The sequence below is a fragment of the Paracoccus sp. J56 genome, assembly GCF_019633685.1.
Taxonomy (GTDB): Bacteria; Pseudomonadota; Alphaproteobacteria; order Rhodobacterales; family Rhodobacteraceae; genus Paracoccus; species Paracoccus kondratievae.
Map to the genome: position 1 here is coordinate 108,732 of NZ_JAFL01000003.1, position 14,597 is coordinate 123,328.

The 14,597-nt window shown below is 63.2% G+C and carries 17 protein-coding genes and 1 tRNA gene; 9 read left to right on the forward strand and 9 right to left on the reverse strand.

The window, feature by feature from the left end:
• The first annotated feature begins 8 nt into the window (after positions 1 to 8).
• The 3 genes from ccmI to M511_RS03290 are packed head-to-tail and all read left to right on the forward strand — an operon-like array spanning position 9 to position 1,863.
• Complete coding sequence (ccmI, locus tag M511_RS03280) at positions 9 to 1,223, forward strand: c-type cytochrome biogenesis protein CcmI (RefSeq protein WP_176224506.1); 1,215 nt, start codon at positions 9 to 11, stop codon at positions 1,221 to 1,223.
• Entirely contained in the window at positions 1,220 to 1,687 is a 468-nt protein-coding gene (gene ruvX / locus M511_RS03285; protein ID WP_010393209.1) for a Holliday junction resolvase RuvX, read from the forward strand. The genes ccmI and ruvX overlap by 4 nt, the downstream gene beginning before the upstream one ends.
• Positions 1,684 to 1,863: a DUF1289 domain-containing protein gene (locus M511_RS03290; RefSeq protein ID WP_010393211.1), complete on the forward strand. Its 180-nt coding sequence runs from the start codon at positions 1,684 to 1,686 to the stop codon at positions 1,861 to 1,863. The genes ruvX and M511_RS03290 overlap by 4 nt, the downstream gene beginning before the upstream one ends.
• Here M511_RS03290 and M511_RS03295 read toward each other — a convergent pair.
• The 3 genes from M511_RS03295 to M511_RS03305 are packed head-to-tail and all read right to left on the reverse strand — an operon-like array spanning position 1,860 to position 4,333.
• On the reverse strand, positions 1,860 to 2,207 hold the full coding sequence (locus M511_RS03295; RefSeq protein WP_010393213.1) for a hypothetical protein: 348 nt from the start codon (positions 2,205 to 2,207) through the stop codon (positions 1,860 to 1,862). The two genes, M511_RS03290 and M511_RS03295, sit on opposite strands and share 4 nt — an antisense overlap.
• On the reverse strand, positions 2,204 to 3,121 hold the full coding sequence (locus M511_RS03300; RefSeq protein ID WP_010393215.1) for a DnaJ C-terminal domain-containing protein: 918 nt from the start codon (positions 3,119 to 3,121) through the stop codon (positions 2,204 to 2,206). The genes M511_RS03295 and M511_RS03300 overlap by 4 nt, the downstream gene beginning before the upstream one ends.
• A gap of 18 nt (positions 3,122 to 3,139) precedes the next feature.
• Positions 3,140 to 4,333, reverse strand: a complete 1,194-nt coding sequence (locus tag M511_RS03305) for an ROK family transcriptional regulator (protein WP_085501350.1) — start codon at positions 4,331 to 4,333, stop codon at positions 3,140 to 3,142.
• Positions 4,334 to 4,449: 116 nt separating this feature from the next.
• Here M511_RS03305 and M511_RS03310 point away from each other — a divergent pair, with 116 nt between their 5' ends.
• From M511_RS03310 to M511_RS03325, 4 genes are all read left to right on the forward strand, one after another.
• A complete protein-coding gene (locus M511_RS03310) occupies positions 4,450 to 5,469 on the forward strand; it encodes a sugar ABC transporter substrate-binding protein (RefSeq protein WP_010393219.1) in 1,020 nt (339 codons plus the stop codon).
• A gap of 101 nt (positions 5,470 to 5,570) precedes the next feature.
• Complete coding sequence (locus M511_RS03315; RefSeq protein ID WP_085501351.1) at positions 5,571 to 6,644, forward strand: ABC transporter permease; 1,074 nt, start codon at positions 5,571 to 5,573, stop codon at positions 6,642 to 6,644.
• Positions 6,641 to 7,423 (forward strand): ATP-binding cassette domain-containing protein, encoded by a 783-nt coding sequence (locus tag M511_RS03320; protein WP_217809568.1) that lies wholly within the window; start codon positions 6,641 to 6,643, stop codon positions 7,421 to 7,423. Before M511_RS03315 ends, M511_RS03320 begins: the two co-directional genes overlap by 4 nt.
• Before the next feature lie 61 nt (positions 7,424 to 7,484).
• Positions 7,485 to 8,099: an AAA family ATPase gene (locus tag M511_RS03325; RefSeq protein ID WP_085501353.1), complete on the forward strand. Its 615-nt coding sequence runs from the start codon at positions 7,485 to 7,487 to the stop codon at positions 8,097 to 8,099.
• On the opposite strand, the gene mog is transcribed toward M511_RS03325, so the two are convergent.
• The 3 genes from mog to M511_RS03340 form a co-directional block, all read right to left on the reverse strand.
• Positions 8,074 to 8,622, reverse strand: coding sequence for a molybdopterin adenylyltransferase (mog, locus tag M511_RS03330; protein WP_010393228.1), 549 nt, complete (start codon positions 8,620 to 8,622; stop codon positions 8,074 to 8,076). The genes M511_RS03325 and mog overlap by 26 nt on opposite strands.
• 42 nt (positions 8,623 to 8,664) lie before the next feature.
• Entirely contained in the window at positions 8,665 to 9,144 is a 480-nt protein-coding gene (locus M511_RS03335) for a VOC family protein (protein WP_085501354.1), read from the reverse strand.
• A 116-nt stretch (positions 9,145 to 9,260) separates the two neighbouring features.
• Positions 9,261 to 10,487: an argininosuccinate synthase gene (locus tag M511_RS03340; RefSeq protein WP_010393233.1), complete on the reverse strand. Its 1,227-nt coding sequence runs from the start codon at positions 10,485 to 10,487 to the stop codon at positions 9,261 to 9,263.
• A 168-nt stretch (positions 10,488 to 10,655) separates the two neighbouring features.
• On the opposite strand from M511_RS03340, the gene ilvA reads away from it, so the two are divergent.
• Complete coding sequence (gene ilvA, locus M511_RS03345) at positions 10,656 to 11,894, forward strand: threonine ammonia-lyase IlvA (RefSeq protein WP_085501355.1); 1,239 nt, start codon at positions 10,656 to 10,658, stop codon at positions 11,892 to 11,894.
• Positions 11,895 to 11,901: 7 nt separating this feature from the next.
• On the opposite strand, the gene M511_RS03350 is transcribed toward ilvA, so the two are convergent.
• Positions 11,902 to 12,150, reverse strand: a complete 249-nt coding sequence (locus M511_RS03350; protein WP_336245871.1) for an Hpt domain-containing protein — start codon at positions 12,148 to 12,150, stop codon at positions 11,902 to 11,904.
• Between the two features lie 222 nt (positions 12,151 to 12,372).
• Here M511_RS03350 and M511_RS03355 point away from each other — a divergent pair, with 222 nt between their 5' ends.
• Positions 12,373 to 13,641 carry a PP2C family protein-serine/threonine phosphatase gene (locus M511_RS03355; RefSeq protein ID WP_085501356.1) on the forward strand — a complete coding sequence of 423 codons (1,269 nt, stop codon included), beginning with the start codon at positions 12,373 to 12,375 and terminating at the stop codon, positions 13,639 to 13,641.
• On the opposite strand, the gene M511_RS03360 is transcribed toward M511_RS03355, so the two are convergent.
• Positions 13,638 to 14,090 carry an NUDIX domain-containing protein gene (locus M511_RS03360; protein WP_085501408.1) on the reverse strand — a complete coding sequence of 151 codons (453 nt, stop codon included), beginning with the start codon at positions 14,088 to 14,090 and terminating at the stop codon, positions 13,638 to 13,640. The two genes, M511_RS03355 and M511_RS03360, sit on opposite strands and share 4 nt — an antisense overlap.
• Positions 14,091 to 14,266: 176 nt before the next feature.
• Positions 14,267 to 14,351: transfer RNA gene (locus M511_RS03365), tRNA-Leu, on the reverse strand.
• Between the last annotated feature and the right edge of the window lie 246 nt (positions 14,352 to 14,597).

Here is a 14,597-nt window from a genome sequence, read left to right on the forward strand (position 1 = left end):
GGAAGCCGATGTTCTGGATTATCTGTGCCGCGCTGGCAGGGATGGTGACCGTCGCCATCGCAGCACCGCTTCTGCGACGGCAGGGCGACGAGGCCGAGCCCGCCGCCGCCTATGACCTGCGGGTCTATCGAGACCAGCTGCGCGAGGTCGGCAGGGATCTGGAACGCGGGGTGATAGATCAGACCGATGCCGAGCGTTTGCGTGTCGAAATCGGCCGCAAGGTTCTGGCCGCCGACCGTGCGCTGCAACGTGCCGTCAGCGGCCAACGCTCGCCTGGGGGGTGGGTGGCGCTGGTCGCACTGGCACTGCTGCTTGTCGGGGCGTTCTTTCTTTATCAGCGGCTGGGTCAGCCTGATCGCCCCGATGCCCCCATCGCGCAGCGCATCGCCGATGCACAGGCCCTTTACGACAGCCGCCCCACTCAGACCGAGGCCGAGGCCAGGGCCCCCCACCCCGAACGGCCCGAGCCCGATGCCGAATATACCGCGCTGATCGACCAGCTGCGCGAAGTGGTTCAAAAGAATCCCAACGATCCGCGCGGGCTGGAACTGCTGGCCGAGCATGAAGAGCGGCTGGGCAATCTGGTCGCGGCCAAGGATGCTCAGCGCCGTCTGGTCGCACTACGCGGCGATCAGGCCAGCGCCGAGGATCTGGCGCGTCTTGCCGGGCTGACAATCGAGGCGGCAGGCGGGCTTATCACCAGCGATGGTGAAAAGGCGGTTGCCGAGGCGCTGGCGCGCGACCCGCGCAACCCGCAGGCGCGTTTCATGGTCGGGCTGCTGCACTTGCAGAACGGCCGTCCCGACCGCGCCTTTCCCATCTGGGCGGGCCTTTTGGCCGAAGGGCCGGAAAGCGCGCCGTGGATTGCCCCCATCCGCGCCGCGATCAGCGATCTGGCGTGGCTTGCCGGGCAGCCGGACTATACCCCGCCCGAGCCCTCGACCCTGCCCGGCCCCGACGCGGATGCGATAGCAGCCGCGCAGGACCTGCCACCCGAAGAGCGCCAGAAGATGATCGAAGGGATGGTCAAGGGGCTGGAATCCCGGCTGGCAACCCAGGGCGGTACTCCCGAGGAATGGGCGCGGCTGATCTCTTCGCTGCCTGTGATCGGGCAGCAGGACCATGCGAAAGCCGTGCTTGGCGAGGCGCGGCAGCGGTTTTCAGGCAATCAACCGGCGCTGGATCTGATCGAGGCGGCCGCAAAGCAGGCGGGGCTGGAATGATCTGCGAGACCGTCGAGGCTTTTGCCGAAGCTCTGCCCCGCAGCGGCGCAATCGTCGGGCTGGATCTTGGCACCAAAACCATCGGCGTTGCGGTCAGCGACGGGCTGCGCGGTGTCGCATCCCCGCTTACCGTGATCCGGCGGACGAAATTCACGCTGGATGCACAGGCGCTGTTGAAGATCGTCGATGAGCGTGCGCTGGTCGGGCTGGTGCTGGGCCTGCCTCGCAATATGGACGGCAGCGAGGGGCCGCGCGCCCAGTCGACCCGCGCCTTTGCCCGCAATCTTGAACGGCTGACGCCGCTGCCGATCACCTTTTGGGATGAGCGACTGTCCACCGTCGCGGCCGAGCGGGCGCTGCTTGAGGGCGATACCTCGCGCAAACGCCGGGCAGAGGTGATAGATCAGGTTGCGGCAGGCTATATCCTGCAAGGGGCGCTCGACCGGCTGCGCTTTATCGGATGAAACCGTCCAGCCCCTGCATCCAGATCTGCCAGATCTATGCAGACAGCGGCCTTTGCCGCGGCTGCCTGCGCAGTCTTGATGAGATCGCACGTTGGGCCAGCATGACCGAGGCCGAGCGGCTGGCAATCATGGCCCAGCTGCCTGACCGCCAGCTGACAGGGCGAAGGGCGGATTAACGCGTCACCACACGCACTTCGCGGATCGCCGTCTTGAGCCGCAGCCGGGTTTCAGCCGGCTCGCGCGCCACGGCATCCAGAATCGCCCGCATGTCGCCACGCAGTCCGTGAAGCTGGTCTATCAGCGACAGAACCAGCGCCAGAGCCTCATCATCCAGATGATAGCCTTCGGCCAGGTCAACCACGAGATTCAGCCGCGCAAGGTCGATTTCACGAAACAACGGCCCCTGCTCGGACTGAACCGGCACGACGACACCGGAACTGACGTAACGCTCCAGCTGCTCGGCCGTCAGGTCGCTGACGGCCTCCAACGTTTCGGACAGGGTGTAATGCCGCTGGGTCATCTTCTCCCCCTTGGATCATAGGCATGGTCGCGGCGCCATTGTTCCATGAAATGTTCCAGTTCTGCGTCGATGCGCGACGGCATGACGATTTTCAGGATCACATGCTGATCGCCGCGCCGGCCGCCCTCGCCCCGCAGGCCGCGGCCTTTCAGCCGCAGCTTTTGACCGGAACTTGCGCCGCGAGGGATGGTCAGCATGACAGGGCCGTCGATGGTTTCGGCCTCGACCTTGCCACCTAGCACGGCCTCATCAATGGTGATGGGCAAAATGGTTTCGACATCGTCGCCGTCGCGCCTCCAATCCGGGTCCTCGGCAACGATCAGGGTCAGCAGTGCGTCGCCCGGGGGACCGTCGCCCATGCCCGCCCCGCCCCTGCCGCGCAGGCGCACCACCTGACCGTCGTGCGCGCCTTCGGGGATTTTCACATCCAGCACGCTGCCATCAGGCATGGTGATCCGGGTCGATCCGCCCCGCGCGGCGGTCATAAAGTCGATTTCCAGCGTAAAGCGCTGATCGGGACCGCGCATATCAAAGCTTTTCGCACCGCCGCGCCAGCTGCCCCCTCCGCCCCCGCCGCCACGGCCAAAAAGATCCGAGAACACATCCGACAGATCGTCAAAGCCCTGATGTTGCCGATAGGGATTGTCGTCCGATTCGGCATATTCGCGGTAGTAATGCCGCTGCTGACGTTCTTGCCCCGAGGCGTCGATTTCACCCCGGTCAAAGCGCGCGCGCTGTTCGGGGTCCCTGAGCAGTTCATAAGCGGCGGCGGCCGCCTTGAAGCGATCATGCGCGACGGGATCAGAGTTCAGGTCCGGGTGGTCAGTCTTGGCGATCCGTCGATAGGCCCGCTTGATGTCGTCCTGACTGGCGTTCTTGTTCAGCCCCAGCGCCTTGTATGGATCGTCGGCCATGGCCGGGTCATCCTTTCTTCACCTGTCATCGGGGGAACGCAAAGGCGCCCCCTGGGTTTCCTGCCCGATCCGGCCCGGACGGGGGGCAGAGAAGGTGCCGCCCGGCATGAACCCCGCCCCCAGCGGCAAAGCAGCAGCGCCCAATGCACGGGCACTGCGGCCTAGGGTTCCGGCGCGTACCTCGGGCAAGGTCACGCCGTGGTGACGCATCCGGGCCAGACTGGCGGAGGTCGCCTCGACCAGCGCAGCGCGCAATTTGTCCGGCATTGCACCGTCGATCACCACCAGCGGAAAGTCCAGAGCGGCCACCGCTCCTAAGGCTGCATGGGACAGCACCTGTGCCGATTTGTCCAGCCATTCACACAGGATATCAGGCGGCAGGTCCCATGCCGTGTCATCCAGCGGCAGGTCATGGCCCAGCGCCGCCTCAAGCACTGAAACCGAGGCCACATCCAGCACCTGGCGCCCGCCCGGTACCGGAAATGAACCCATTGCCCCTGCATTGCGCGACGGCCCAAGCCGCAAGCGCCCGTCCAGCACGACGCCGCCCCCGGCAAAATGGGCAATGTAGAAATACAGGAAATTTTCGGGCAGCTCGGCCGTCCCGAACATCATCTCGGCCCCGCAGGCACAGGAGCCGTCGTTTTCCAGCCAGACCGGCATGTCCAGCACTTCGGCCAGCTCGGCGCGCAGGTCGCGGCCGCGCCAGGGCTCCATCTCTCTCGCCCAATCCCACAGATAAAAGGGGCTTGCGATGCCCATGCCCGACAGACGCGCACGCTGCGCCTCGGTTAGCCCGGCAAGAATCTCGTCCGCGCTGGCGATGGCAAAGTCGCGGATCGCGTCAGGATGGGGAAAGGCATGAGGCAGCACCCGCATCTGTCTGATCTGCCCTGCAAAATCGACCAGCACCAGCTCGGCCAGCCTGCGCCCGACCTTGAGACCCAGAAACAGCGCCCCCTCGGGCGCAAGTGCCAGCGGCAACAGCGGCTGACCGACCTTGCCGCGCCGCCGCTCGCCCCCTGCGTCCAAGAGACCCGCAGCGATCAACTCACGCGTGATGTTTGAGACGGCCTGTGCCGACAGGCCCATTGCCTGCGCAAGCGCGGCGCGCGGCATCGGGCCATTGCGGCGGATCAACCACAGAATCAGGCGCTCATTCTGGCCCCGCACCCCTTGGGGGGTCGATCCGGCTGGCATGGTCGTGGGCATGGCTTTTCTCCTCTCACCCTATAAATCAACGAAATTGATTTATTGACAAGCCACCTTTTGTTCGGCAGCCTTCCGCAGGCAATGGCGGCCCCTTTGGCCGAGAGGAGGAAAACCACATGACCAAGACTGGATTGCTGCGTGCAGCGCTGGCGGGCACGGCACTGACCCTGCTGGCGGGTATGGCGCAGGCGGAAAGCGCCTGCCTGATCACCAAGACCGACACCAACCCCTTCTTCGTCAAAATGAAAGAGGGTGCCCAAGCCAAGGCGGCCGAACTTGGGATCGAGCTGAAATCCTATGCCGGACGCATTGACGGCGACCACGAAAGCCAGGTCGCGGCGGTCGAAGCCTGTATCGCCGACGGCGCCAGGGGCATCCTGATCACCGCTTCGGACACCAAGGCAATCGTCGATTCCGTCAAGGCGGCGCGGGATGCGGGCCTGTTGGTCATCGCACTGGACACACCGCTCGACCCGATCGACGCGGCGGATGCGACCTTTGCCACCGACAACTTCAAGGCGGGTGAGCTGATCGGCCAGTGGGCAAAGGCAACGCTGGGCGACAAGGCCGCCGAGGCCAGGATCGCCATGCTGGATCTGGGCATCTCGCAGCCCTCGGTCGATGTGCTGCGCGACCAGGGCTTCCTGCAAGGTTTTGGCATTGAACTGGGCGACCCGAACAAATGGGGCGATGAGACCGATCCGCGCATCGTCGGTCATGAGGTCACTTCGGGCAACGAAGAAGGCGGGCTGAAGGCAATGGAGACCTTGCTGGCCAAGGATCCCGACATCAATCTGGTCTATACCATCAACGAACCGGCCGCCGCCGGGGCCTATGAGGCGCTGAAGGCCATTGGTCGCGAAAAGGATGTGCTGATCGTATCTGTCGATGGCGGCTGCCCCGGCGTGCAGAACGTCAAAGACGGGGTAATCGGCGCCACGTCGCAGCAATATCCGCTGGATATGGCGTCGAAAGGGATCGAGGCAATTGCCGCCTTTGCGAAAGATGGCACCCGCCCCGCACCGACCGAAGGCAAGGATTTCGTCGATACCGGCGTGCAGCTTGTCACCGACAAGCCGGCCGAGGGCATCGAATCCATCGACAGCACCAAGGGCACCGAGCTTTGCTGGGGCTGATGCCCGGCTGAACCGCGGGGCGGGGCGCGAAGGCGCGCCCTGCCCGATCACAGGCAGCGGGCGCCGCGGGGGGTGGCGTCCTTCAAGGGAGAAGACCGTCCATGTCATCCGACACCAAGACGGCCGCCAGCTACGAGGAGGGCCTGCGCGGCGCCTCGGACAAGGTTGCCGAATTTCACGAACCAAAATCCGCCCTGAAGCGCCTGCAGCACTGGCTGCATATGACACCCTCGGCTGTGCCGATGATCGTGCTGATCGCGGCGATCATCATCTTTGGCCTGAAGGAGGAAAACTTCTTCAGGGCCGTCACACTGTCCACGATCCTGCAGCAACTTGTCATCGTCGGTATTCTGGGCTGCGCCCAGTCACTGGTGGTACTGACTGCCGGGATTGACCTGTCGGTCGGGGCGATCGCCGTCTTTTCATCGGTGCTGATGGGACAGTTCACCTTTCGCTATGGCATCCCAGCGCCACTTTCGATCGCACTGGGGCTTGCAGCGGGGACGGCGATGGGCTTTGCCAACGGCTGGCTGGTCGCACGGGTCAAGCTGCCGCCCTTTATCGTGACACTCGGCACCTGGCAGATCATTCTGGCGGCGAACTATATCTATTCTGCCAATGAGACGATCCGTTCATCGGAAATCGCGGCCGAGGCACCGGCCCTGCAATTCTGGGGCTATTCGATCCAACCCGGCGGGGTGAAGATCCTCTACGCCGTCTTTCTGATGATCGCGCTGGTCGCGCTACTTGCCTATGTGCTGCGCCACACAGCCTGGGGCCGACATGTCTATGCCGTGGGAGATGATCCCGAAGCGGCCGAGCTGGCCGGCGTACGAACCCGTCGCGTGCTTATTCAGGTCTATGCGCTGGCCGGACTGTTCTGCGCCATCGCCGGCTGGGTAATGATCGGCCGGTTCGGCTCGGTCTCACCCTCGGCCTCGACCGGGCAGTTAGGCAATATCCAGTCGATTACTGCCGTGGTGATCGGCGGGATCAGCCTCTTTGGCGGGCGCGGTTCGATCGTCGGCATGTTCTTTGGCGCGCTGATCGTCGGCGTCTTTGAGATGGGGCTGAAGATGGTCGGCACTGACCCGCAATGGACCTTTTTCCTTATCGGCATGCTCATCATCATCGCCGTGGCGGTGGATCAATGGATCAGAAAGGCATCGGCATGACCCGGGAACCGCTTTTGAAGGCGCGCGGCCTCGTCAAGCGCTATGGCAAAGTCACTGCGCTGGACCACTGCGACTTTGACCTGATGCCGGGCGAGATTCTGGCTGTCATCGGCGATAACGGCGCGGGCAAATCCTCACTCATCAAGGCCCTGTCAGGGGCGATCCAGCCCGATGAAGGCGAGATCATGCTGGAGGGACAGCAGGTCCGGTTCGCAAGCCCGCTGGATGCGCGGGCGTCAGGGATCGAATGCGTCTATCAGACGTTGGCCATGTCCCCTGCCCTGTCCATCGCAGACAACATGTTCATGGGGCGTGAACTGCGCAAACCCGGCATCATGGGCAAGTGGTTTCGCAAGCTGGACCGTCCGGCCATGGAAAAATTCGCCCGCGAAAAGTTGAATGAACTGGGGTTGATGACCATCCAGAACATCAATCAGGCGGTCGAGACGTTGTCGGGGGGCCAGCGTCAGGGCGTCGCGGTGGCCCGGGCCGCGGCGTTTGGTTCGAAAGTGGTGATCCTTGACGAACCGACAGCAGCGCTGGGGGTCAAGGAAAGCCGCCGCGTGCTGGAGCTGATCCGCGACGTGCGCGCGCGCGGCATCCCGATCATCCTGATCAGCCACAATATGCCGCATGTCTTTGAGGTCGCGGACCGCATCCACATTCACCGGCTGGGCCGACGGCTGTGCGTGATCCGGCCGCAGGATTATTCGATGTCGGATGCGGTTGCCTTTATGACCGGCGCCAAGGTACCGGACGAGGCGGCAACGGCAGCCTGAGTTGCGTGGTCGCGGGGGGCTCTGCCCCCCGTCCTTTGGACTCCCCCCGGGATATTTTTGCATGGAAGAAATACTGGATCGGATTGCACAGCTGGGCCCCGGTCGGCGGGTGGTCGCGATTGCAGGCGCGCCGGGTTCGGGGAAGTCGACACTGGCCGCGCAGCTGGTTGCGAGACTATCCGGCGCGGTTCTGGTTCCGATGGACGGGTTTCACCTGGACAATCGGCTGTTGGACCGGGATGGCTTACGCAGCTGCAAGGGCGCGCCCGAGACATTTGACGCCGCCGGTTTCGTCAAGCTGATCGAGCGCCTGAAAACCGGGGGCGAGGTGATCTACCCGCTTTTCGACCGCGAGCGGGATCTGGCCATTGCCGGTGCCGGGCGGGTCGAAGCGGAAACCCGGCTGATCGTGGTCGAGGGCAATTACCTGCTGCTTGATCGCGTGCCATGGCGACAGCTGGCCGGACTTTGGGATCTGTCGGTGATGCTGGATGTGCCCCAGGACGAGTTGCGCCGCCGCCTGACCGCGCGCTGGCAGGGGCTGAGTCGTTCGCCGGCCGAAGTGATGGCGCATCTGGAAAACGACCTGGGCAATGCCGAGGTGGTGCTGCGCGAATCTATGACGGCCGATCTGGTTGTGCAGCCAGAGTCTATTTCTTTGGCCGAAACGCCTTGATGTACGCCGGGTCGGTTTCGATCCAGGCAGCGCCGATCAGGTCAAGGCAATAGGGCACTGCTGCGAAAACCGCATCGAGGCAGGTGGCGATGGCTGAGGGTTTGCCCGGTAGCGTTATAAGCAACGAAGCCCCCCGGATGCCGGCAGTCTGGCGCGACAGGATGGCGGTCGGAACCTCGCGCAGGCTGGCGCGGCGCATCTCTTCGCCAAAACCCGGCAGCTCCTTTTCAATCACATCTGCGACAGCCTCGGGCGTCTGGTCGCGCGGGGCGGGGCCGGTGCCGCCGGTGATCAGAATGAGATCGGCGCCCTGATGATCGGCAAGGTCACGCAAACAGTCGGCGACCGTTTCGCGCCCGTCGGGGATGATGCGGCGGCTGACGATCATGGGCGAGGTGATGGTCGCGCGCAGCCAATCCTCGGCCCCAGGCCCGCCTTTGTCCTCATATTCCCCGCGAGAGGCGCGGTCCGAGACGGTGACAATGGCAATATGGGCGGGGCGGATGGCGGAACTTTGGGTCATGGCGATATCTTGGCCCAGCCCGCGTCCGAAGAAAAGCGGATCTCAGCTGCGCCGCGCCGCCTCGATGCCCGCGACGTCGATGCGGGTCATCTGCATCATCGCCTGGAATGCGCGCTTCGCCTCATCCCCTCCGACGGCAAGTGCCTCGGTCAGCACTCGGGGAGTAATCTGCCACGAGATGCCCCATTTGTCCTTGCACCAGCCACGGGCGCTTTCCTGGCCGCCGTTGCCGACGATCGCGTCCCAGTAACGGTCGGTTTCCGCCTGATCCTCGGTTGCGATCTGGAACGAGAATGCCTCACTATGCTGAAAGACCGGACCGCCATTCAGCCCGATACAGGGAATGCCCGCGACGGTGAATTCCACTACCAGCACATCGCCTGCCTTGCCTGAGGGGTAGTCACTTGGCGCCCGTCGAATTGCGGTGACAGCGCTGTCGGGAAAGGTTTCGGCGTAAAAGCGGGCGGCCTCTTCTGCGTCCTTGTCATACCAGATGCAGACGGTGTTCTTGGGTACGGTCATCGCAAGCTCCTCCCTGAACCGTTGGCTGGGGGCAAACGTTTCAGGAGTGGCGAGGTTCCAGCATATGAAAGGCCGCGGGTTTGTCCGCGGCCTTTGAGGTAAGGATCTGGCTGCGGCTACTTGAACCGCGCGTTCCGGTTCGCGACCAGCTTGAGCCGCAGCGCGTTCAACCGGATAAAGCCCGCCGCATCTTTCTGATCGTATGCGCCGGCGTCATCCTCGAAGGTGACGTGACGTTCGCTATAAAGCGAGTGATCCGACCAGCGGCCAACCGTATGAACGCTGCCCTTATAGAGTTTGAGCCGCACGGTGCCGGTCACATGTTCCTGACTTTTGTCGATCAGCGCCTGCAGCATCTCACGCTCGGGGCTGAACCAGAAACCGTTATAGATCAGCTCGGCATAGCGCGGCATGATCGAGTCCTTGAGGTGGCCCGCGCCGCTGTCCAGCGTGATCTGTTCGATACCGCGATGGGCCTCTAGCAGGATCGTGCCGCCGGGGGTTTCGTAAATGCCACGCGACTTCATCCCGACAAAGCGGTTCTCGACAAAGTCGAGCCGGCCGATACCATGCGTGCGGCCGTATTCGTTCAGCCGGGTCAGCAGGGTGGCGGGCGACAGTGCCTCGCCATTGATCGACACGGCATCGCCACGCTCAAAGCCGATCTCGATATATTCGGGCTGGTCGGGTGCGTCCTCGGGGCTGACCGTGCGCTGATAGACGTAATCGGGCGCCTCCTCGGCCGGGTTTTCAAGCGCTTTGCCCTCGCTGCTGGTGTGCAGCAGGTTGGCATCGACGCTGAACGGGGCCTCGCCGCGTTTGTCCTTGGCAATCGGGATCTGGTTCGCCTCGGCGAATTCGATCAGCTTGGTACGCGAGGTCAGGTCCCATTCCCGCCACGGCGCGATCACCTTGATCGAGGGGTCAAGCGCATAGGCGGACAGTTCGAACCGCACCTGGTCGTTGCCTTTACCTGTCGCGCCATGGGCGACGGCATCTGCACCGTGACGGTGCGCGATATCGACCAGATGTTTCGAAATCAGCGGGCGCGCAATCGAGGTGCCCAGCAGATACAGCCCCTCGTAGACCGCGTTGGCGCGGAACATCGGGAAAACAAAGTCGCGCACGAATTCTTCGCGCACATCGACAATATGGATGTTTTCCGGCTTGATGCCCAGCAACTCGGCCTTTTGGCGCGCCGGCTCCAGCTCTTCGCCCTGGCCAAGGTCGGCGGTAAAAGTGATGACCTCGCAGCCGTATTCGGTCTGCAGCCATTTCAGGATGATCGAGGTGTCGAGCCCACCCGAATAGGCAAGGACGACTTTCTTCGGCGCGTCGGACATGCAGATAACCCCCAATGGAATTTCGGCAGGGAATAGGATCATTCGCGGTGTGTCACAAGAGGAGCACGACAAAACGCCCCTTCCCCGTGCCATCGTACCCGTTTTGATAGGGCTATCAGCCCCTGTTCTCTCTTGCCAATCGGGAAAAATCGGGTCATTCGCGAATTCATGGAAAACTTTGCCGCCTCTGTCCGCCAGGCAGAGATCGCGCTGCGCGACCTCTTCGAGCCGACGCCCCTGCAAAAGAACGACCACCTTTCGGCCAAATACGGGGCCGAAATCTGGCTGAAGCGTGAAGACCTGACACCCGTGCGCAGCTACAAACTGCGCGGCGCCTTCAACGCCATGCACAAGATCAGCGGCGGGGCAAAGGGGCATTTCGTCTGTGCCAGCGCCGGCAACCATGCCCAGGGCATGGCCTATGCCTGCCGCCATTTCGGCACCAAGGGCACGATTTTCATGCCGGTCACCACGCCGAAGCAAAAGATCGACAAGACCCGCATCTTTGGCGGCGATGCGATCGAGATCGTGCTTGCAGGCGACTATTTCGACCAGACGCTGGCCGCTGCGCAGGACTTTGCCCGCGCCCAACGCGCGACCTTTCTTTCGCCCTTTGACGATGCAGACATCATCGAGGGCCAGGCCACAGTCGGGTTGGAGCTTCTGGACCAGCTTGGCGGGGCGCCGGATCTGATCATCCTGCCGGTCGGCGGCGGCGGGCTTGCCGCAGGCGTCACCCGGCTGTTTGGCGAGCTGGCCCCCCGGACCCGCGCCGAATTCGCCGAGCCAGAAGGGGGCGCGAGCCTGCGCGAGGCCTTGCAATCGGGCGCGCCCGTCACCCTGCCCTCGGTCGATAATTTCGTCGATGGCGCCGCCGTGGCGCGAATCGGTGATTTGCCCTTCCGCGCCCTGTCGCACTTTACGGCGAACGATGTCCATACCGCGCCCGAAGACCGCATCTGCGCCACTATGCTGGAAATGCTGAACATCGAAGGGATCGTCCTGGAACCTGCTGGGGCGCTTGCCATCGACGTGCTGCGCGACATGCCCGATCTGGCAGGCAAACGCGTGGTCTGCCTGTGCTCGGGCGGGAATTTCGATTTCGAGCGCCTGCCCGAGGTCAAAGAGCGCGCCCAGAGATTTTCGGGACTCAAGCAGTATTTCATTCTGCGTATGCCCCAGCGCCCCGGCGCGCTGCGTGATTTCCTGCAGTTGCTCGGCCCCGAGGACGATATCGCCCGTTTTGAATATCTTAAGAAATCGGCCCGCAACTTTGGCTCGGTCCTGATCGGTATCGAGACTACGGCCCCCGAAAACCTCGACCGGCTGCGCGAGCGGCTGGAGGCTGCGGGGATCGGCTATCGCGACATCACCCGTGATCCGGTACTGGCGGAATTCCTGATCTAATCGCATCTCAGACACGGCCGCCTTGCTGACAGGTCCGCCGTGTCCCGCCAAACCGGCCCATCAGCGCCTGTTTTGATTCCGAGTAACAGGCAAGCAAGGCCTCAACATCGACCTTTTCCGGGTGCCCTTCGGCCGCCTGACGCTCACCCGCGTCACAAAGACAGCCGAAAACCGCAAAGCCCAGGCTCCAGGCGCAGCCTTTGAGGAAATGCAGATCGGTTTCCAGGCGCAGCGCATCCAGAGGCGACAAGCGCATAATGACCCCTTTCGACCTCGTCCAGAAACAGCTCCAGAATCAACTGAAACTCGTCATCACCGACTTCGTCACGCAGTTCGTTGATACGGTTCCAGTCCAGCACGGACACCCTCCGACAGAATCACGCGACCTTCGTAACAGCGAACCCGTCTACATCCGGTTAATACTGAAAATGGTATAGATTAACCGAACATTCAGCCCGGTGGAGCTAAACCCGTCAGCATGATGATCGCTGATAGCCATGCACCGAATCCTGCGCCCCAGACCCAAAGGCTGGTGCTGATTGTCGATGACAGCCGGGCACAGCGGCGGACACTGGCGGTCCAGATGACCCGCGCAGGCTATCAGGTGGCAGAGGCCGCAAACAGCCGTGAAGCGATGCGCCTCTGCCTTGAGCGACGGCCGGACATCGTGATTTCGGACTGGATGATCCCCGGGCATAGCGGGCTTGAATTCTGCCGCCGTTTCCGTGCCATGCAATCGGACCGGTACGGCTATTTCATCCTGCTGACCTCGCGCAACGACAAGAAGGACATTGCCGAAGGTCTGCGCGCCGGTGCCGACGAATTCCTGACCAAGCCGGTCTCGGGGGCCGAGCTGCTGGCGCGGCTTGCAGCCAGCGAGCGCATCCTGCGCATGGAGGAAAAGCTGCGCAGCGCCAACACCCGCCTTACCGCTGCACTGACCAAGCTGCGTGAGACCCAGACGGCAATCGAACGCGACCTGCGTGAGGCACAACGCCTGCAACAGGGGCTGGTTCGCGAATGCCACGGCAGTTTTGGGGATTTCGACCTGTCGCTGCTGATGCGGCCCGCCGGCCATGTTGGTGGCGATCTTGTCGGCTTTTTTCCAATCAACGCGGGACGGGTCGGGCTGTTTGCACTGGACGTGGCGGGACACGGGGTCGCCTCGGCCCTGCTTTGCGCCCGTCTGGCGGCGCTGCTTTCGGGGACAAACCATCAGAACGTCGCAATACGCGCCTCTGACAGCGGGGGCTGCGATCCCAAGCCCCCGGTCGAGGTCATGCGCCTGCTGAACTCGCTGATGCTCGATGAACTGCGCATCGAATCGTATTTCACCATGATCTATGCCGATCTGAACCTGTGGACCGGGCATTTGCGGCTGGTGCAGGCGGGCCATCCCCATCCGATGGTGCAGCGCGCTGACGGGCGGATCGAATCCATCGGGCAAGGGGGCCTGCCTATCGGGGTCTTTTCGCAGGCCGATTATGAGGAATTGCAAGTCACACTCGCCCCTGGGGACAGGCTGTTCATCTATTCGGACGGGCTGACCGAATGCGAAAACGCCCGCGGCGACCCTTTGGGAGAAGAGGGTTTGCACGCCATCCTGCGCACCAATGCGACGCTGCATGGCGACGCGCTGTTGGAATCAATCTGTTGGTCAGCAACACATTACAGCAGTGGCCAGCGAAGTGACGACATCTCGGCCGTGCTGGTCGAACGGCGAAGCGAGGGCGCGTCTTGCAGCTAGCCCGCGACCCCGAACCTGCGCAATGCCGCCCGAACCATGGCCCGCGACCCAGGGTCGGGCAACAGGCCTGTGACTTGGGCCAAGGGCACCCAATGCGCCTCATGGCCCGGCTCCGAAGGTGCGCCGAGCCGGGCAACGGGACGGGCCAGCCAGATGCTGCACAGCTTTTCGGCCCAGAAACCGTAATCCGGCAGGTAACAAAAACGCCGATAGGCCCCAAAGCGGCGCGGATACCCGATACGCCAGCCGGTCTCTTCCCGCACCTCACGATGCAGCGCAGCCAATGCCGACTCGCCGGGGTCTATGCCGCCGCCCGGCAGCTGAAACTCTGGCTCGGGTGCGTGCTGAAAGGTCAGCAAGGCCGCGCCATCCCGGATCAGCAGAGCATAGGCGCCCGGACGCAGGCGATAGGCGCGGCGACCGGGCGGCGTTCCATAACGCGGTATCATCGGGCGTTCTTCCCCATTCTTCTCGGCGTAACGCATCGCAGTCGCAGCAACGCACCTTTTTCGGATCCAAGGCGAAGGCACGCTAAGCGTGGGCCGCGCATGGGCACAAAAGGTATGGCAGTCTGGCCTGAAACGCAAAAGCCGCGCAAACCCAAAGGCTTGCGCGGCTTTTGTTATGGTGCCCAGGAGAGGACTCGAACCTCCACGCCTTGCGGCACACGGACCTGAACCGTGCGCGTCTACCAATTCCGCCACCTGGGCAGGTCGCGTGAGCCGGGTGATTAAGGCCAGCCGCGGGAGGTGTCAACGGGGGTGACGAAGAATCTTCGCACTGCCATCATCTTTTTTCGCCCCGGCCGTGATGCGGATGCTGCGCAGGTCATGCTGCAGCTGCGAAATCGCGCAGGGACAGCCGGAAATCCTGTCCATTCGGCCAGCTTGCTGAGGCAAATCGCACGAGGCTACAAAACCTCGACCAAGGGGCATGGCCCGCGATCTCCGCCGCCT